Origin of the sequence: Brevundimonas sp. (assembly GCF_013912065.1) — a bacterium.
GTDB lineage: Bacteria > Pseudomonadota > Alphaproteobacteria > Caulobacterales > Caulobacteraceae > Brevundimonas.
Genome location: NZ_JACESA010000003.1, coordinates 81,029 through 100,491 on the forward strand (window position 1 = coordinate 81,029; position 19,463 = coordinate 100,491).

11 protein-coding genes are annotated in these 19,463 nt (G+C 67.5%); 4 read left to right on the top strand and 7 right to left on the bottom strand.

Annotation, left to right across the window (positions count from 1 at the left end):
- Nucleotides 1-33 precede the first annotated feature (33 nt).
- The 3 genes from H2037_RS03710 to H2037_RS03720 are packed head-to-tail and all read left to right on the top strand — an operon-like array spanning nucleotide 34 to nucleotide 4,135.
- Nucleotides 34-909 carry a polyprenyl synthetase family protein gene (locus H2037_RS03710; protein ID WP_292118205.1) on the top strand — a complete coding sequence of 292 codons (876 nt, stop codon included), beginning with the start codon at nucleotides 34-36 and terminating at the stop codon, nucleotides 907-909.
- Between the two features lie 60 nt (nucleotides 910-969).
- On the top strand, nucleotides 970-2,880 hold the full coding sequence (gene dxs / locus H2037_RS03715; protein ID WP_292117871.1) for a 1-deoxy-D-xylulose-5-phosphate synthase: 1,911 nt from the start codon (nucleotides 970-972) through the stop codon (nucleotides 2,878-2,880).
- Between the two features lie 10 nt (nucleotides 2,881-2,890).
- Nucleotides 2,891-4,135: an MFS transporter gene (locus tag H2037_RS03720; RefSeq protein ID WP_292117874.1), complete on the top strand. Its 1,245-nt coding sequence runs from the start codon at nucleotides 2,891-2,893 to the stop codon at nucleotides 4,133-4,135.
- Here the strand turns inward: H2037_RS03720 and H2037_RS03725 are convergent.
- Both H2037_RS03725 and H2037_RS03730 read right to left on the bottom strand, forming a co-directional pair.
- Nucleotides 4,119-5,813, bottom strand: coding sequence for an alkaline phosphatase D family protein (locus tag H2037_RS03725; RefSeq protein ID WP_292117877.1), 1,695 nt, complete (start codon nucleotides 5,811-5,813; stop codon nucleotides 4,119-4,121). The genes H2037_RS03720 and H2037_RS03725 overlap by 17 nt on opposite strands.
- A gap of 10 nt (nucleotides 5,814-5,823) precedes the next feature.
- Entirely contained in the window at nucleotides 5,824-8,331 is a 2,508-nt protein-coding gene (locus H2037_RS03730; protein ID WP_292117880.1) for a TonB-dependent receptor, read from the bottom strand.
- A gap of 329 nt (nucleotides 8,332-8,660) precedes the next feature.
- On the opposite strand from H2037_RS03730, the gene galE reads away from it, so the two are divergent.
- Complete coding sequence (gene galE / locus H2037_RS03735) at nucleotides 8,661-9,650, top strand: UDP-glucose 4-epimerase GalE (protein WP_292117883.1); 990 nt, start codon at nucleotides 8,661-8,663, stop codon at nucleotides 9,648-9,650.
- On the opposite strand, the gene H2037_RS03740 is transcribed toward galE, so the two are convergent.
- The 5 genes from H2037_RS03740 to H2037_RS03760 form a co-directional block, all read right to left on the bottom strand.
- Nucleotides 9,647-10,687 carry a LacI family DNA-binding transcriptional regulator gene (locus H2037_RS03740; protein ID WP_292117885.1) on the bottom strand — a complete coding sequence of 347 codons (1,041 nt, stop codon included), beginning with the start codon at nucleotides 10,685-10,687 and terminating at the stop codon, nucleotides 9,647-9,649. The two genes, galE and H2037_RS03740, sit on opposite strands and share 4 nt — an antisense overlap.
- Nucleotides 10,688-10,753: 66 nt before the next feature.
- Entirely contained in the window at nucleotides 10,754-12,298 is a 1,545-nt protein-coding gene (locus H2037_RS03745) for a tryptophan halogenase family protein (protein ID WP_292117887.1), read from the bottom strand.
- An 8-nt stretch (nucleotides 12,299-12,306) separates the two neighbouring features.
- Complete coding sequence (locus H2037_RS03750) at nucleotides 12,307-13,836, bottom strand: tryptophan halogenase family protein (RefSeq protein ID WP_292117890.1); 1,530 nt, start codon at nucleotides 13,834-13,836, stop codon at nucleotides 12,307-12,309.
- Nucleotides 13,837-13,909: 73 nt separating this feature from the next.
- Entirely contained in the window at nucleotides 13,910-17,020 is a 3,111-nt protein-coding gene (locus H2037_RS03755) for a TonB-dependent receptor (RefSeq protein ID WP_292117893.1), read from the bottom strand.
- Nucleotides 17,021-17,089: 69 nt separating this feature from the next.
- On the bottom strand, nucleotides 17,090-19,204 hold the full coding sequence (locus H2037_RS03760; protein WP_292118208.1) for a glycoside hydrolase family 3 protein: 2,115 nt from the start codon (nucleotides 19,202-19,204) through the stop codon (nucleotides 17,090-17,092).
- Nucleotides 19,205-19,463 lie beyond the last annotated feature (259 nt).

Below are 19,463 nucleotides of genomic sequence, written 5' to 3' on the forward strand. Positions count from 1 at the left end.
CCAATCCTGGCCGCCAACTCGCCCGAACAGGCTGTGATCGACCGGGTGGCGGAGATCGCGGACCTGGTCACGGTCGCCCTGGACGAGCTGCTGCCGCGGGCCGAGGGACCCGAATCGCGCCTGACCGAGGCCATGCGCTATGCGGCCCTGGGCCCCGGCAAACGGTTGCGGCCCTTCTTCGCGCTGGAGGCGGCGCGGCTGTTCGATATCGACGAACGCTCGGTGCTGCGCGCGGCCTGCGCCCTGGAATGCGTCCACGCCTACAGTCTGGTGCATGACGACCTGCCGTGCATGGACGACGACGACATGCGGCGCGGCCGGCCGACGGTCCACCGGGCCTATGACGAGGCGACCGCGGTCCTGGCGGGCGACGCCCTGCAGACGGCCGCCTTCGACATACTGCTGGACGAAGACACTCACGATGACCCGGCCATCCGCTGCGAACTGGCGGCGCGCCTGTCCCTGGCCTCCGGCGCGCGCGGCATGGCGGGCGGGCAGATGATCGATCTGCTGGGCGTGCGCGACGACCTGGGCGGGGTCGCGCGGATGCAGAGGCTGAAGACCGGCGCCCTGTTCGCCTACGCCTTCGAAATCCCGCTGATCATCGCCGGCGCCTCGGCCCTGCACGAGCACGCCCTGACCAGTTTCGCCCATGACGTCGGCCTGGCCTATCAGATCGTCGACGATCTTCTGGATGCGGAAGGTTCGGCCGAGGAGATGGGCAAGGCCGCGGGCGGCAAGGACGCGGCCCTGGGCAAGACCAATTTCGTCACCCTCCTGGGTCTGGACGAGGCGCGGCAGCGGGTCGCCCACCTGTCCGACCAGGCGCGATCCCATCTGGAGCCGTTCGGACACGAGGCGGAAATCCTCAAGGCGAGCGTGGACTTTGTGCTAAAGCGCCGGTCCTGATACGAAACATCGATCTCCCTTCGGGGTTGATTGATCCGACTTTCAAGGTTTTCCTGGCAGATGCCCGACACGCCGCTTCTCGACACCGTCAAGTTCCCCGCCGACATGCGGAGCTTCGACATCGCCCAGCTGAAACAGCTGGCGGAGGAGGTGCGGGCGGAAACCATTGACGCAGTGTCGGTCACGGGCGGCCATCTGGGCGCGGGCCTGGGCGTGGTCGAACTGACCACGGCCCTGCACCATGTATTCGAGACGCCGAAGGACATCCTGATCTGGGACGTCGGCCATCAGTGCTATCCGCACAAGATCCTGACCGGCCGTCGCGACCGTATCCGCACCCTGCGCCAACCCGGCGGCCTGTCCGGCTTCACCAAGCGCAGCGAGAGCGAATACGACCCCTTCGGCGCGGCCCATGCCTCGACCTCGATCAGCGCCGCCCTCGGCTTCGCCGCCGCGCGCGATCAGAAGGGCGAGAAGAACAAGGTGGTGGCCGTGATCGGCGACGGCTCCATGTCCGCCGGCATGGCCTATGAGGCGATGAACAACGCGGCCGAGGCCACCAATGGCCAGCTGATGGTCATCCTGAACGACAACGACATGTCCATCGCCCCGCCGGTCGGAGGCATGAGCGCCTATCTGGCCGGTCTGGTGTCGGGCGGGGCCTATCAGAACGTTCGCCGCCTGGGCCGTTCGGTCGCCCAGCACCTGCCGCGCCCGTTCCGCAAGGCGGCCAAGAAGGCCGAGGAATACGCCCGCGGCATGGTCACCGGCGGCACCTTCTTCGAGGAACTGGGCTTCTACTACATCGGCCCCATCGACGGCCACGACATGGAGAATCTGGTCCCGATCCTGAAGAAGGCGGCGGCTATCGAGGATCGCCCCGTCCTGGTCCATGTCGTCACGCAAAAGGGCAAGGGCTACGCCCCCGCCGAAAGCAGCGCCGACAAACTCCACGCCGTGGTCAAGTTCGACGTGGTCTCGGGCAAACAGGCCAAGTCCGTCTCCAACGCTCCCAGCTACACCAAGGTGTTCGGGACCGAGCTGATCAAGCATGCGAAGGTCGATCCCTCGATCGTGGCCATCACCGCCGCCATGCCGTCGGGGACGGGTCTGGACCTGTTCGGCCAGGCCTTCCCCGAGCGGACCTATGACGTCGGCATCGCTGAACAGCACGCTGTCACCTTCGCCGCCGGCCTGGCCGCCGACGGGATGAAGCCGGTCTGCGCCATCTATTCGACCTTCCTTCAGCGCGGCTACGACCAGGTGGTCCACGACGTGGCGATCCAGTCGCTGCCGGTTCGGTTCGCCATGGACCGGGCCGGGCTGGTCGGCGCCGACGGCGCGACCCACGCCGGCTCCTTCGACATCGGCTTCATGGGGGCTCTGCCCGGCATGGTGCTGATGGCCGCCGCCGACGAGGCCGAGCTGGCGGGCATGATCTCGACCAGCCTGGCCATCGACGACCGCCCCAGCGCCTTCCGCTATCCGCGCGGCGACGGCGTGGGCGTCGAGATCCCCGAACTGACCGCGCCGTTCGAGATCGGCCGGGGCCGGATTGTGCGCGAGGGAACCTCGGTCGCCATCCTGTCGCTGGGCACCCGACTGCAGGAATCGCTTAAGGCCGCCGAGATGCTGGCCGCCAGGGGCGTGTCCGCCACCGTCGCCGACGCCCGGTTCGCCAAGCCGCTGGACGCCGACCTGATCCTGCGTCTGGCGCGCGAGCACGAGGCCCTGATCACGGTGGAGGAGGGCGCCATGGGCGGCTTCGGCGCCTTCGTCCTGCAACTGCTGGCCGAGAAGGGCGCGCTGGATCGCGGCCTGAAGGTCCGCACCCTGAACCTGCCCGACGTCTTCCAGGACCAGGACGCGCCCGCCGCCATGTACGCCCAGGCCGGGCTGAACGCCGACCACATCGCCGCCGCCGCATTGCGCGCGCTGGGCGTCGAGGCGACCCGGGCCGCCCGAGCCTGAGAAACGATTCATGACCGCCGGCGCGTCCCCTCGGCCGGTCGGATCGGCCTTCCTGATCGGTTACGCGGTCGCCTATATCGGCGCCTTCATCGGCGTTGCGCCCCTGCTGCAGGTCCTGGCGCCCCTCCACGCCGGCCTGATCGACGGCGAAGCCAAGGGGCCGCTGCTCAGCCAGGCCCTGTTCTGGGGCTGTATGGCGGCTGGCGGCGGCAACATCATCGGCGGAGCGCTCAGCGACCGGACCCGGTCGCGGCACGGACGGCGACGTCCGTGGATCGTGGTCGGAGCGGCGCTGACCGTATGCAGCTATGCCTTCATTCAGCGATCCTCGACCCCCCTGGGGCTGATCGGCGGCCTGATCTGTTTCCAGTTGGCGTTCAACGTCCTTCTGGCGCCGCTGATCGCCCTGTTCGCCGACCGGGTGCCCGAGAACCGGCGCAGCGCCATGTCGGCCATCATGGGCATGGGCTATCCGGTCGCCGCGATGATCGGATCGGTCGTGATGGCCTGGGGGCCGCAGGGGGAGGTGGCGCGTTTCGCCACCCTGGCCGTCGTGGTTCTGGCGGCGACCGTGCCGTTCGCCCTGTTGTCGCGCGAAGATCCCGTGCCCCCGGACCAGGTGCGGGCGCCCCTGTCGGGGTTTTCGCTGCCCAGCCTGTTGCGGCCGTTTGCGACCCCCGACTTCAGCCTGGCCTGGACCTATCGGTTCCTGGTGGTGACCGGCTATTCGCTGGTGGCCTTCTATCTGCTCTTCTACATCGCCGACGCCATCGGGTTTTCGAACCGTTTCCCCGGACGCTCGGCCGAGGCCGGCCATTCGATCCTGACCGCCATCGCCGTGGTCGGGGTGGTCGGCGTCAGCAGCATCGTCGCCATGGGCGGATCGCGGATCACCCGGCGCAAGCCGCTGGCCGTCGCGGGCGGTGTATTGCTGGCCGTCGCCGCCACCACGCTGGCGACGACGCAGGACTGGACCACCGTGGTCGTCGCCTTCGCCGTCTATGGGGTGGGGCAGGGTTGCTACGGCGCCATCGACATCGCCCTGATGACCGACGTCCTGCCGTCCGAGGTGGACCGGGGCAAGGATCTGGGCCTGATCAATCTGGCCGTCACCCTGCCGCAGGCCATCGCCCCGCTGATCGCCCTGGTCCTGCTGGAAAGCCTCGGCCTGGATTTCCGCAGCCTGTTCCTGGCCGCCGCCGTCTGTTTCGGCGGGGCGACCCTGGCCGTGAGCGCGATCAGGCGGGTGCGGTGACGTCTTCCAGCGCGCCCGGCCCGGTGTCGGTCCTCGCCATACGGTAGCGTTTCACCGTCCTGTTCTCATACGGCTTGGCCATGATGGTCGAGACGGCGCGCAGTTCGCCCACGGCCTGGTCCCGGTCCAGGGTCAAGAGGACATAGCCCTTGGACGCCTGGTCGCAGAACTTGACCTCGGGGTTGGCGGCTTCGAGGGCCAGGCCCAGCGGCAGGCCGCCGACCATGTCGCCCGGCGACGGGCTGGAGATGGACGAGGTTCCGAACTCGACCCCCCGGCGCTCGCCGCCGTTGTCGTACAGTTCGTTGACCCAGAAGGCGTGGCTGTCGCCGGCCAGGACGATGGGTTCGACGCCCGCCTGTTTCATCGTCTCGTACAGGCGCTCGCGGCCGGCCGGATAGCCGTCCCAGCTGTCCAGGTTGAACGGCAGGCCCAGTTTGAACAGCTGGATCGCGGCCTCGACCTGGGGGCGGACGTCTTCGGGCAGGGTGGCAACCATCTGCGCCACCTGGGCCGGCGGCAGCATCTGTTCGATGTTCGGACCCTTGACCCGCGCCATCACGACCTGGTTGCCCAGGATCTGCCACGGCCGCCCGGCCTGCTTCGACTGGGCCATGGCGTCGCCCAGCCAGCGGCGTTGGGCCTCGCCCAGCAGGTCGCGCGATGGGTCCTGACGTTGGGCCTCGAAGGCGGCGATGTCGGGACGACCGTCGGCGGTCATGGGAATGTCGGCGAATTCCATCTGCTCGATACGGGCCGTCAGGCGCGTCTCGACCATGTGAAGGCTGGCCAGGTCGCCGAAATGGAAGCTGCGATAGATGGCCTCCTTCATGCCGCCGGCCTTGGGCTCGCGGATCGGCATCCATTCGTAGTAGGCGCGCAGGGCGATGGCCTTGCGCGCCGCGTAGTCGCCTTCGGTCTCCGGCTGGTGGTTCTCGGCGCCCTGGATCCAGGCGTCGTTCGCGATCTCGTGGTCGTCCCAGACGCAGATGAAGGCGGCGCGGGCGTGGGCGGCCTGAAGGTCGGGATCGGTCTTGTACTGGGCGTGGCGCGTCCGATAGTCGGCCAGGGTGACGATCTCGTGCGGCGGCAGGGGCGCGCGGTCCAGGCGGGCGCCGGTCGCCATGCCGTAGTCGCCGGGCGCCGCGCCGTATTCGTAGATATAGTCGCCCAGGTGGACGACGGCGTCGAGCCGCTCCAGCTGCGAGATCGCCTCATAGGCGTTGAACAGGCCGCCCGGATAGAGCTGGCACGAGACGACGGCCAGGGCGACTTGCGGCGTCGCGTCGGCGGCCAGGGTGCGCACCCTGCCGACGGGCGACGTCACGCCGTTGGCGACGAAGCGGTAGAAATATTCGCGGCCGGGCTCCAGGCCCTGGCCGTCCAGGTCGTGCTTGACGGTGAAGTCGCGCTCGGCCCGCGCGCGCAGGCCCGTCGAGCGTCGGACCATGTCGGAAAAGCCGGCGTCTTTCGCCACTTCCAGCGTGACGTCGACGTCCCCGGCGGACGGATCGGCCGGTGTGACCCGCGTCCAGAAGACGGCCGAATGCTGGTCCGGATCGCCGCTGGCCACCCCGTGAAGGAAGGCGACCTGACCGGCGTGGTCGGCCTGGGCGAGGGCGGGCGTCGCCGCCCCCGCGCCGAGCAGACCCAGAAGGCTGCGGCGATCCAGAGTCATCGTTCGATCCTTAGAGCTTCAGCTTGAACACCAGGCCATACGCCGCCGGACGACCGGCGATGAAGGTCGGCATGCCCAGGGCGTCGCCGGTGTTGCCGGCGTCCTTGATATATTCCTCGTCGAGGATGTTCTCGCCGAAGGCCTCGACGCCCCAGCCGCCCGCTTCCGGCGTGTAGCGAACGCGCAGGTTCATCAGGCCGTAGGAGTCCTGGTATTCGTCCTGGATCAGATCCGCGACGAAGTTCTGGGTCTGCAGGGCCGGGATGTCGTTGTCGTCGCTGAAGAAGACCTTCGACTGCCAGGTGTAGGTCGGCTGAACCTCGATCTCGCCGCCCGCCACGGGCAGACGCCAGGTCGCGCCGATCGAGGCGGCGTTGTCCGGCGACAGGCGGAACTGGTTGCCGTCGTAGATGCCGTTCTCGAAACGCGAGTGGTTGTAGGCGTAGGTGGCGAACAGGTCGAACATCGGGGCTACGGCGAAGTTGGCCTGGCCCTCGAAGCCGTACGACTTGGCCTCGCCGGCGTTCGTCGTGATGAACTGGGTGCCCTCCTGGACCGTGGTCTGGAAGTTTTCGTAGTTGTACATGAAGACCGCGCCGTCGACCCGCAGCCGGCCGTCCAACAGCGCCGACTTGGCGCCGACTTCGTAGCTGTCGACCGTTTCCGCATCGACGGGCGTGAAGCGCGCCGCGCCGCCCGGCGCGGACGGGCCCGAGGCGCTGATCACTTCGGGACGGCGGCCCCGCGCATAGTTGGCATACACATTGGTGTCGTCCGTCAGGGCGTAGCGGGCCGTGACGCGCCAGGTGACGCCGTCGTCCTCGGAGTCATAGTAGGAGAAGTCGCCGTTGTTGGCGGTCGGCTGGGCGGTCAGGCCGAACAGCGGGAAGGCGCTGGCCGGCAGGTTGGCGAAGGCCGGGTTGGCCATGGCCGCCAGGAAGGCGGGGATCTGAGCCGCCGGAACCGCGCCGGCCTGGATCGCCAGCAGGGCGCCCAGAGCCGAGCGGCTCTCGACCGAACTCGCATAGCCGGTCGTCTTCTCATCGCGGGTGTAGCGCACGCCCGCCGACATTTCGAACCGGTCGGTGAAGGCGTAGGTCGCGTCGGCGAAGACGTCGTACGAATCCAGTTCCGAGCTGTTGATCGGGGTCTCGATGTGGTTCGAGTCCAGATTGGCGGCGATGGGGGTAGCCAAGGCGCCGGCGCCCAGCGGCGTCAGCAGAGCGGCCAGAGCGCCCCTCGCCACGGTCGGATAGACCGCCAGCGGCAGGGTATTGTCGCCGACGCCCAGCGGCGATCCGTCCAGCAGGCCGGCCAGTTGCGCCAGGGCCAGGCGTTCATCGAACTGGGTCGGCGTGCGCTGATAGCCTTCCTCGTGGAACCAGCCGCCGCCGACGAAGCCGGTCAGACGCCCGCCGTTGTCGAAGCCCAGACGCAGGTCCTGGCTCCACTGTTCGCCGTGGGTGTCTTCGGCGGCGGTCAGGATCGGCAGCGAGACGCCGTCGGCGTCGAAGGTCTCGTAGTTGTCGAACTCGCGGTAGGCGGTGGTCGAGTTCAGGGTCCAGGCGGCGTTCAGGTTGAACCGGCCCAGGCCGGTCACGCCCCAGACTTCTCGATCCAGACCCAGCGACTTGCCGCCGTCGAAGTCGGCGCCCGGCGTCAGGGCCGCGCCTTCCCAGGGCTCCTTGCCGCCCAGGACCGCGCCGGTGTTGGGATCGGCCGGCTCATAGGCGATCGACTTGAACGATGTGCCCGAGGCGTTGTCGTTCTGATAGTTGCCGATGACGTCGAACCGCATGGCGTCCGACGGCTCCCAGGCGCCGGACAGACGCACGGCCTTGGTCTCGATCGAGTTATAGTCTTCGCCGCCCAGCAGGTTCTCGACTGAACCGCCGCGGGTCTTCAGGCGGGTGGCCACGCGCAGGCCGGCCGTTTCGCCGACCGGCAGGTTCAGCGCGCCTTCGACCATCCGATAGTCTTCATTGCCCGCCTCGATGTTGGCGTAGGCTTCCGTCTCGCCGGGCCGGGCGCGATTCTGGACCAGATTGACCGCGCCGATCAGGGCGCCGCGACCGTACAGGGTCGACTGGGGCCCCTTGGCGATTTCCACGCGCTCCAGATCGAACAGTTCGACATAGGAGCCGCGCGACTTGGAGATCGACACGCCGTCCTGGAACACCGAGACGCGCGCCTCGGCCGTCGCGGCGCCCGAGTCGGAGGTGATGCCGCGCATCACGAAGCCGGGGTTGTTGGGCGACTGGTTCTGAACCAGGAAGCCGGGCACGAAGGCCGACAGCTGCTCGAACTCCTGGATGCCCAGGTCCTCGAGGAAATCGCCGGAATAGGCGGTCAGGGCGAACGGAACCTCGATGGTCCTCTGTTCGCGCAACTGGGCCGTGACGATGATTTCTTCGAGCGCGGCCGGACCTGCATCCTGGGCTTGCGCGCCCTGGGCCAGGGCCATGACGCCAGTAAGCGCCGCCGCGGCCATCAGCCGCGCCTTCAGTTCGTTCGCCATCTTAATCCCCTAGTCCCCAACTTGGCAGTGTCGGCGACGACTAGCCGTTGGCGATGTCGCAGAGGCGACGATGTCGATGCGGAGGCGTGACGTTCGGGCATCAATTCAGAGACTATCGTTCCTTGTCCGTGCTTTTCCTTTCACTGAAGGCGGGGGCCGGCGTCTCGCTGACGTCCATGAATGCGCCTTCGCCAGACAACCGCATCTAGGTTGCAGCCGGCGCTTTTACGATAGACGCCACGGGTCCTGGTTGCAGGGCGCCACGAAAGCGCTAGGACTGGAGATATGGAGCCGGTCCTCGCCCCGACATGGTCCATAGGGGATGCGCAATGAGCAGTACGGTCCTGGTCGCCGGAGGGGCGGGCTACGTCGGGTCGCACGTCTGTCTGGCCCTGTCGCAGGCGGGCTTTACGCCCGTCGTCTACGACAATCTGTCGAACGGTCACGCCGCCTTCGTGCAGTGGGGCGAGTTGGAGACCGGCGACATCCGCGACGGCGCACGCCTGGACGCGGTCATCGCCAGGCACAAACCCGTCGCGGTCCTGCATTTCGCCGCCCTGATCGAGGTCGGGGAATCGGTCAAGGAGCCGGGCCGCTTCTATGAGAACAATGTCGCCGGGGCGATCACCCTGATCGAGGCGGCGCGGCGCGGCGGGATCGAGGTCATGGTCTTTTCCTCGACCTGCGCCACCTATGGCGATCCGGTGCGGCTGCCGATGGACGAGACCCATCCCCAGGCGCCGCTGAACCCCTATGGCCGCTCCAAGCTGATGGTCGAACAGGCCCTGGCCGACTATTCGGCCTATGTCGGCTTCCGCTCGGTCTGCCTGCGTTATTTCAACGCCGCCGGCGCCGACGAGGAGGGCCGGATCGGCGAGCGTCATTACCCGGAGACCCACGCCATCCCCCTGGCCCTGCAGACCGCCCTGGGTCAGCGCCAGGGGTTCAAGCTGTTCGGCGACGATTACGACACCCGCGACGGCACGGCGGTGCGCGACTACATCCATGTGATGGATTTAGCCGACGCCCATGTGCGGGCGCTGAACTATCTGCTGCAGGGCGGCGAGACGACCGTCTTTAACCTGGGCACCGGCACGGGCACGACGGTCAAGGAACTAATCGACACCATCCGCCGCACCACCAACCAGCCCTTCCCGGTCGAGACCACGCCGCGCCGCCCCGGCGACGCCCCCTGCCTGGTGGCGGACAACAACCGGGCGCGCGAAGTGCTGGGCTGGGCGCCGACCCGGACGCTGGACGACATCGTCCGCACCGCCTGGCGCTGGCATGCGGCGGAGCGGGATAGAGGCGCGGTCTAGAGCCTCGGCGCGGCGGTCGAGCCCCTGGGCGCGAAACCGAAATCGACCATGCTTTGTCGAGGCAGGTCGGCGTCTCCGCTCTTGAAGCGGATCAGCAGTTCGGCCGCCACGGCGCTCATCTCGGCGATCGGCTGGATGACGGCGGTCATGTCGGCGAAACGGGCCAGTGGCGTGTTGTCGAAACTGATGACCGAGAGGTCGGCGGGAACCGTCAGGCCGCGCGCCTGGGCCGTGCGCAGGGCGGCGTGGGCCATCCTGTCGTTGCTGGCCAGCACGGCGGTCGGCGGCGACGGCAGGGCCAGCAGAGCTTCCATGGCCCTGACGCCGGACTCGTAGGAAAAGTCTCCCTCGGCGATCAGGCCTTCGTCCAGACCGAGCGCGGACGCCGTCATCGCCTGGCGATAGCCTTTCAGACGCGCGCCGCTGACCGCGTATTCCTCGCTGCCGGTGATGAAGCCGATGCGGGTATGGCCCAGGGTCAGCAGATGGTCGGTCGCGAAGGCGGCGGCGGCGGCGTCGTCCATCGACACCGCGAATCCGTCGCCCTCGGCGATCGAGGCGATGCGGGCGAAGGGCAGGCCCAGCTGGCTGAGCAGGCCGGTGACGGCCGGATTCTCGCTGTGCGGCGGCGTCAGGATCACGCCGTCGGGGTGCAGGGCCGCGATGGCGCCGCGCACCGCCGCATCGACATGGTCCAGATGTGTGTCGACCAGTTCGAAGATCATCCGATAGCCGTGGGCCTCGCATTTCAGCATGCCGCCCATCAGCATCTGGTCGACCCAGTCGGTGCCCTCGCCGGACTTCCAGCCCTCGATGGTCCGCTCGCGGTCGTTCAGGGCCATCAGCAGATAGGACCGCGAACCGCCCATCCGACGCGCCGCCAGACTGGGCACATAGCCCAGCTTGGCCACGGCCGCCCGCACCCGGTCCTGCACCACCGGGCGGACATTGGGCTCGTTGTTGATGACGCGAGACACCGTCTGCAGCGAAACGCCCGCCTCGGCGGCGACGTGTTTGATGGTTACGGCGCGGCGCAAACTCTCGTCCTTTATCCCCGGCGCCATTCTGTCAGGCTTGACCGTGCCGAGGCAAGCGCGTCGGTCTCAGGCCGGCACGGCGCGGGCGGCGGGCAGTTCGACGGGCGGCGCCGGACAGTGGGCGTCGATGAAGGCCTGATGCGTCGGCAGGTCGGCGACGAAGGCCTTCAATATATCTGCGGCCCGGTCCATCTCGGTGGTCAGTCCGTTGAAGTCGATCCGGTCCACCAGCGGCGGATAGGAACGCGGCTTCACACCCATCCCGTCCATGACGGCGTACCAACTGACATTGCGGAACAACGGGTCCAGCGCCTCCACCAGGCTGCCGTTGGCGCGGAACACGTCGATCTTGTGCTGCAATCCCTGGGGCAGGACCATGTCGCGGCAAGCCCGCCAGAAGGCCGTGTCGTCCCGTCGCGTCAGGGCGTAGTGCAGGATGATGAAGTCCCGGATCTCCTCGTAATCGACCGTTATCCGGCGATTGTATTCGTCGACCAGGTTCGGGTCGCAGTCGAGGTCGGGCAGCAGCCGGAAGAAGAAGTCCATGCCGCGATAGATCAGGTGGATGGCGGTCGATTCCAGCGGTTCGATGAAGCCGCTGGCCAGGCCCAGGGACAGGACGTTCTTGTCCCAGATCTTCTCGCGCACCCCGGTCTTGAACGGCACCACCATCGGATCGACCACCGGCCGGCCCTCGACCTGGGCCATCAGGGTCGCCGTGGCCTCGTCGTCGCTCATGTGCCGGCTGGAGAAGACATGGCCGTTGCCGGTCCGGTGCTGCAACGGAATCCGCCAGCGCCAGCCGCAGTCCTGGGCCTGGGCCAGCGTATAGGGTGTCGGCGGGCCGACATTCTCGGTCTGGACCGCGATGGCCCGATCGCACATCAGCCATTCGGACCAGTCCGTGTAGCCGACGCCCAGGGCCTTGCCGATCACCAGGGCGCGGAAGCCGGAACAGTCGATGAAGAAGTCCGCCTCGACCGTCTTTCCGCTCTTCAGCTTCAGGCCGCTGACGAAGCCGTCCGGGCGCACGGCCACGTCCTCGACGATCCCCTCGGTGCGTTTGACGCCCCGCGCCTCGGCGTAGTCGCGCAGATAGCGGGCCACCCGTTTCGCATCGACATGGACGGCGTAGACGGCGCCGCCGATCGGGGTGCGCTGGGCTTTGAACGGCAGCATGAATCGCCCCTGGGCCGCCATCTGGGCCGCAGCGGCGAAGTCCATCAGCGGCCGGTCATAACCGTTCATCCGCGCCTTCAGCCAGACCGGATAGAAGTCGCTGACGTCGACCGGAACCCCGATGGCGCCGAACGGGTGGAAATAGGTCTCGCCCTTTTCCGTCCAGTCCTCGAACTGGATGCCCAGCTTGAAGCTGGCCTGGGTCTTCTGGATGAAGTCGCGTTCGTCGATCCCCAGCTTGGTCAGCAGCTCCAGGAAGGGCGGCACGGTGGATTCCCCGACCCCGATCGTGCCGATGTCGTCGGATTCGACCAGTTCGATCTCGGCCATCCGCCCCTTGAAATGTTCAGCCATCAGGGCGGCGGCGACCCAACCGGCTGTCCCCCCGCCGACGATGCAGATCTTCTTCAGGGGGCGGCGGGGCTGGTCCATGTCGGATCTCATGCGGCGGAGGCGGCGGGATCGAGCCCCGCCAGGAATTGGGCGTGGTCGGGCGTGCGGGCGACCAGGTCGGCGATATTGTCGCGCATCTCGGTCAGGCTGCGCGCCAGATAGGCGGGGTCCATGGCGTCCACCGCCGGGTCGTAGTGGTCCGGATACAGGCCGAAGCCGTCATAGATGGCCAGCCAGCTGGCCGGGTGGAACATCTCCCATCGATAGCGGACGAACTGGCCGCGCGCGGTCCACAGGGCGATCTTGCGCTCCAGCGTCTCGGGGATCGCCATTTCGCGGCAGTCGCGCCAGAAGTCGGTGTCGGTCCGGCCGTTCAGCTTGTAGTGCAGGATGATGAAATCGCGCGTCCGCTCCATCTCGCGCGCCGACTGGTCGTTGTATTCGTCGATGATCGGCTGGGCGAAGCGGCGGTCGGGGAACAGCGACTTCAGCCGCTCGATCCCGGTCTCGATCAGGGCGATGCTGGTGCTCTCCAGCGGCTCCAGGAAACCGGCCGACAGGCCGATGGCGACACAATTCCTGGCCCAGGCCTGGGTCCGGCGGCCCGGACGGAACCCAATGCGGCGCGGCTCCGTCAGCGGCTCGCCCAGCAGGTTGGGCGTCAACTCGGCCAGGGCCTGATCGTCACTCAGATGGGCGCTGGAGAAGACCAGGCCGTTGCCGGCCCGGTGGCGCAGCGGAATGCCCCATTGCCATCCGGCCGACCGCGCGGTGACGCGGGTGAAGGGGGCGGGCGCGTCTTCGGGCCGGTTCGCGCTCTGCACCGCATAGGCGGCGTCGCAGGCCAGCCAGCGCCCCCAGTCCTCGAACCCGACCCCCAGAGCCTCGCCGATCACCAGCCCCTTGAAGCCCGAGCAGTCGACGAACAGATCCCCCTCGACTTCGCGCCCGTCCTCCAGCGTCAGGGCGCGAACGAAACCGTCCTCGGGCCTCAGTTCGACCCCCCGGATGCGGGCGTCGATCCGGGCGCAGCCCCCGGCCTCGGCATAGGCGCGCAGGTGTTGGGCGAACAGGCCGGCGTCCAGATGCAGGGCCCAGTCGAAAACCGACAGCTGCGACGGGGGATTGGGCGAGGGCAGGGTGAATTTGCCGCCGGCCGCCAGCGAGGCGCCCAGCGAATAGGCCGCCAGCGGCGTCGCGTCTCCCGCGCCGCGCTGCTTCAGCCAGTAGTGTTGAAAACCGATCCCCTTCACCTCCTGCCCGTACAGGCCGAAGGGATGGATGAAGTCCGAGCCCTGCCCGGACCAGTCGAGAAAACGGATGCCCAGTTTGCAGGTCGCCTGGGTGGCGCGCATCACCGCCTCGTCGCGCAGACCCAGCTGGGCATAGAAGCGGCGGATGGTGGGAATGGTCGCCTCGCCCACGCCGATCGTGCCGATGTCGGATGACTCGACGACGGTGATCTTCAGCGGGGTCGTGCGGAAATGCTGGACCAGGGCGGCGGCCGTCATCCAGCCGGCGGTGCCCCCGCCGACGATGACGACGGAACGAATGCGAGGATCGTCGATCTCGTCCATGGCCTGATCCGGATACGCGAAAAAAAGAAGGCCGGCGACACGAATGTCGCCGGCCAGTCTGCTCAGGAAGAAATCAGAAGCGAGCGCGAACGCCGATGGTGTAACGCGGCTCGAACTCGTTGCGGCTTTGGAACTGTTCCGCGCCAGGCTCGAACTCGAGGTAGTATTCCTCGATTTCGCCCAGGACGTTGGAGCCGTTGGCGTAGACCGTGATCATCTCATTGACATCGTAGGTCACGTTCACGTCCACGTACTGAGACGTGTCCTGGTAGACGGGGATGGAACCGAAGGTGCTGCTCAGACGGGGCGTACGATAGTTCCAGGCGACGCGGGCTTGCAGCTTGTCGCCCTGGTACCAGACGGCGGCGTTCAGCGAGTGTTCCGAGTTGTCCTGGAACGGCAGTTCGTCTCCGTTGAGCGCCGTCGAGTTCGAGGAGCTGTCCGAATAGGTATAGCTGCCGTCGAAGCCGAAGTCGGACCAGATCGGCGTGTCGATGAAGTCAGACAAGCCGATCTTCGCGCCGATTTCGACACCCTGAAGCTGGCCGCCATCGCCCTGGATCGGACGGTTGATATCGACGCAGCGGCGGATGACGCCGTCGCCATCGGGATATTCGGCGCCGCAGGTCACGGTGCCACGGCTGATGAAGCTGTCGATATTCAGCCGGAAGGCGGCAATGTTGAACAGCGTCGCCGGGCCGTAGTAATATTCGAGGGCCAGGTCGAAGTTGTCCGAACGCCACGGATCCAGGTCCGGGCTGCCGGCCAGAGTGGCGCCGGTCACACGACGGATGCCGACCGGCGGAGCGGTGGGATCCTCGGGGGTCGGGCCAAGCGAGTCGGCAGTCGAGACGGTGACGCCGCCGCCGTAGTTGCCAAGATCAAGCGGGATCATGGTCTTGGCGTAGGCGGCCCGCAGACGCAGCTTCTCGTTGAAATCATAAGCCAGGTTCACCGACGGCAGCCAGTCCGTGTAGCTGCGGCTGGAGAGGGTGTCGCCGATGTCGTTGTTGGTGTCGCCATAGGCGCGCACGTCGCCGGTCTGGTTCTGACGAACGCGCAGCTCGGTACGGACCATACGCACGCCGACGTCGCCGTGCAGTTGGCCGAACTCGATCGCCCCGTTCACATAGGCGCTGTCCTCATAGAGGTCGACGTCATACGAGTTGCCGGGAATGATCACGTCATAGGCGTTGCCGAACACCCGCTGCTGGAAGGCGCGGGGATCGTCGAAGTCGCGCGGATCCGCCACCCAAACCCCAGGAATGCCCGAGGCGACCGAGCCGAAGTCGGTCAGGAAGTAGGTGTTGTTGTTCTCACGCAGCAGCGTCGGACGGTTGACCGTATAGCCCTGGAAGCAGGTTGGCGTGTTCGCCACCGTGCCTGCGGTACAGCTGTTGGGCGTCGCGTCGACGGCAAGCGCAGGATTGAAGCTGGGGTTGGGCACATACTCGCCCGCCTGGCACTGCGGATTGTCCATCACGACGTCGATGGCCTTCCACTGGGCCGAGCAGCCGGCCGGGTTGCCAGCGCCCTGTCCCGCGTAGAAGTCCGAGAACAGGTGGAAGTTGGTGATCTCCACCTCACGGGCGCTGTGGCGAACGCCGGCGTCGACGCGGGTCAGGAAGCCAAAGGCCGGGGCCTCCTGGAACTCGTACGAACCGTCGAAGCGGACGACGGTCAGGTCCGAGTTATTGCGCTGGTTGCCTTCCGAGGAATAGGCGCCGACCGTGTAGGAGTCGAGGTTCGACATATACTGGCTCAGCGGCACATTGCCGAGACCGCCGACGACATTGTTCTCGAAGCCGCTCCAGGCCAGTTTGGAGCCGCCGACGTCGATGTGCAGTTGGGGATCCGCCCCGTAACCCAGCGGGTTCGGATTGATGTAGCGGCCGCCCTGGCTGCCGACCACGCCGTTCGAGTACTGCGAGGCGGGGTACATGGCGGCGATGGAGGCGGGGTAGAAGGTGCCGCGCGTGCGGTCTCCGCCCTGGCGGAACAGGGTGAAGGCGCGGTCAGGGTTGTACTGCCAGTTCGACAGGTCGCCTTGAACCTGGCCGTTCATGCTCAGCAGGGAGGCGTCAGCCTTGATCGCGCGCGCGTTGAAGGTGAAGGGGCCGCCCTTGTCGTAGTCCAGCTCCAGGTTGAAGTTCTTGGACTCGTTGTTGGTGACGCGGTTGACGGTGAAGGAGTTCACCCACCAGGCGTCCAGGTCGTATTCCTCGACGTCCAGCCAACCCAGGCCCGTGTCGGTGAACTCGGTCGGCGTGGTCCAGCCCAGGCCGCTCCAGCGGTTGGAGACGTTCAGGCCTGCGGCGCGGTTGTACTCGTCCTGCTTGGTGTAGAAGACTTCGGCCGTCAGGCGGATGCCGTCCTCGATGTCGAACTGGAATGCGCCGTTCAGGCCGATCCGCTCGCGCTCCACAACGCGATTGAACATTTCATAGCCGTGCGGCGCTAGCCAGGCGTTGCCTGAACCACCCCAGTCGTTGCTGCCGAACAGGCTGCCGGCCGTGCCGGCGTAGTTGTTGCCCAGGTTCGACTCGCTGAGCACGCCCGAGACCATCACGCCCATACGATCGCCGCGCCAGTTCAGCAGGCCGTTGATCAGATAATCGTCCTGACGGGTGCGTTCGCCGGTCTGATATTCGGCGGCGCCTGCGACGGTCGTGCCGTAGCTGAAGTCCATCGGCCGGCGCGTACGCAGGTCGATCGTGCCCGAGATGCCGGACTGGGCGTTCGACACGTCCTGCGACTTGAAGACGACGATCGAGTTCATCAGCTGCGACGGAACGTCGTTCAGGTTCGGCTGGGCGCTGCCCAGGCTGCCGGGGCTCAGATACTGTTCGCCGTTCAGCAGGGTGACGACCTGCGGCAGGCCGCGGATGTTGACGGTCGAACCTTCACCGGCGGTGCGGCGGATCTGAATGCCGGCGATGCGTTGCAGGGCGTCGGCGACTGTGACGTCAGGCAGTTTGCCGATGTCTTCCGCCGAAATGGCGTCGACGATGGCGGTCTCGTTGCGCTTGACGTTGATCGACTGCGTCTGCGACGCCCGGATGCCGGTGACGACGATTTCGCCGATCTCGGCCGGGTCCTGGGGCGCCGGGATCGGCGCCTGTTCTGCCGTCTGGGCGTAGGCCGGCGCGACGAGCGCCGAACTCGCCAGCAGGGCGGCCATCATGGGCCTCTTATAAATTCTCATCTCGTTTTCCCTCCTCTTTGGCGCCGCGTTTTGTTGTGCGGCATTGGTTCAAGGCTTGATGGTCGACCCTGAAAGCGTGGCGTTCGCGCTCAACCCCGCGTCTGCGGCGTCGCGGGCGACGGTGATGCGATAGTCGCCCGGTGCGATCCGCCAGCCGGGCAGGCTCGTGTCGTAATCGGCCAGGATGCGCGGCTCGGCCGTCAGGACGACGCGGCGCGTCTCGCCCGGAGCCAGGGTCAGGCGCGTGAAGCCGGCCAGGCGTTTCGGATGATCGGCCGAGGCGACATAGAGCTGCGGAACCTCGGCGCCGGCGCGGTCGCCGGTATTGGTGACGTCCAGGCTGACGCTCAGGCCGTCGGCGCTCGAAACCGCCAGGTTCGAATAGGCGAAGCTGGTGTAGCTGAGGCCGTGACCGAACGGGAACAGAGGCGTGTGACCCTCGCGCTGGTACCAGCGGTAGCCGACGTCGGACCCCTCGGGATAGTCGACGGGGAAGGGCTGCAGTTCGGCCCCCTGGGGCGCGCCGGGGTTGGAGGCGGCTGCCGCGTCCACGGCCTGCAGCGCGGCCAGGCCCGGCACGGTCGGGCGCGGCGCCTGGTCGGCCGAGGCGGGGAAGGTGATGGGCAGGCGGCCCGACGGATTGACCTCGCCGAACAGGATGCGGGCGATGGCCTCGCCGCCGCGCTGGCCGGGATACCAGGCCTGAACGACGGCCGGGGTCTTCTCCAGCCACGGCATCAGCACGGGGCCGCCGGTCTCCAGCACCACCACCGTCTTGGCGTTGGCGCCGGCGACGGCGGCGATCAGGGCGTCCTGATCGTCGGGCAGGGCCAGGGTTTCGACATCCTGGGCCTCGGTGGTCCACTGGGTGGCGAAGACCACGGCGATGTCCGCCGCCCGCGCCGCCGCGGCGGCCGCTTCAGGGTCCTTACCGTCGACATAGGTCACGGTCGCGTCCGGCGCGACGGCGCGGATCGCGTTCAGCGGCGACGACGCATGCCAGGTCATCCGCGCGAACGAGGCCGCCGCCCCCGAGGTCAGCGGAATCTCGACCGGCGCCCCGCCGACGGACCGCACCTGGGACGAGCCGCCGCCCGACAGGACGCCGACATCGGCATGGCCGCCGATCAGCACGATCCGCTTGGCGGACCTGGCCAGCGGCAGGACCCCGCCCTCGTTCTTCAGCAGGACGATCCCCGCCTCGGCCGCGCGCTGGGCGACTTCGGCGTTCGCGGCGTAGTCGATCGGCTGTTCGGTCGTCACCACCGGTGCATCCAGCACGCCGTTCTCGATCAGGCCGACCAGCAGGCGGCGCACCATGTCGTCCAGCCGCGCCTGCGGGATGCGACCGGCCTCCAGGGCCTCGCGGAACGGCGCGTCGAAATAGAGGGCGCGGTCCAGTTCCTGACCGGACGCCTGGTCCAGCCCGGCCAGGGCGGCCTTTTCCGTCGAATGGACGGCGCCCCAGTCCGACATGACCCAGCCGTCATAGCCCCAGTCGCGCTTCAGCACCTGGTTCAGCAGGAAGTCGTTCTCGCAGGCCCAGTCGCCGTTGACCTTGTTGTAGGCGCACATGACCGAGCCGGGGTTCCCCCGCTCGATGGCGATCTGGAAGGCCAGCAGGTCGCTCTCGCGCAAGGCGGCCTCGCCCAGCCGCGCGTCCATGATCATCCGCCCGGTCTCTTGCGAGTTGAAGGCGAAATGCTTGATGGTCGAGACGATCTGGTTGGACTGGACGCCCCGGATATGCTCCCCGGCCATGACGCCGGCCAGCAGCGGGTCCTCGCCCAGATATTCGAAATTCCGTCCCGCCCACGGATCGCGCGTCAGATTCACGCCGCCGGCCAGCAGGATGTTGAAGGTCTTGGCCCGCGCCTCGGACCCGATCATGGCCCCGCCGGCATAGGCGATCTCGGGATCGAAGGTGGCGGCTGTGGCCAGGCTGGACGGCAGGGCGGTGGCGACGTCGCCCTTGCGCTGCTCGACCTGGTTGGCGACGCCCAGGCTGGCGTCGCTCTCGCGCAGGTTCGGAATGCCCAGGCGCGGAATGCCGGGGATATGGCCGGCCGAGGGGATCATGTCGGCGACCGGCGCGCCGGGGGTGCGCTCGGCGAAGGGCGGGAAATAGCCGTGGATCAGCTGCAGCTTCTCGTCGCGCGTCATCCGCGCCAGCAGGGCGTCGGCGCGGGCCTCGGCCGCGCTCGTGCTGGCGACAACCGACGGGTCCTGGGATTGGGCGACGACGGAAACGGGCGCGACGCCTACGGCCAGGGCCAAGGCGAAACGACTGATCAGCAAACACTTACGAGAATTCAAAAAACCGCCCCCAAAACCTGATCCGGAGCAACGGCGACCGCCGTCACGACGAAAGTTCGGGAGACGGCGCACACAACCGAAGATGGCGACAAACAGCCGACATCCA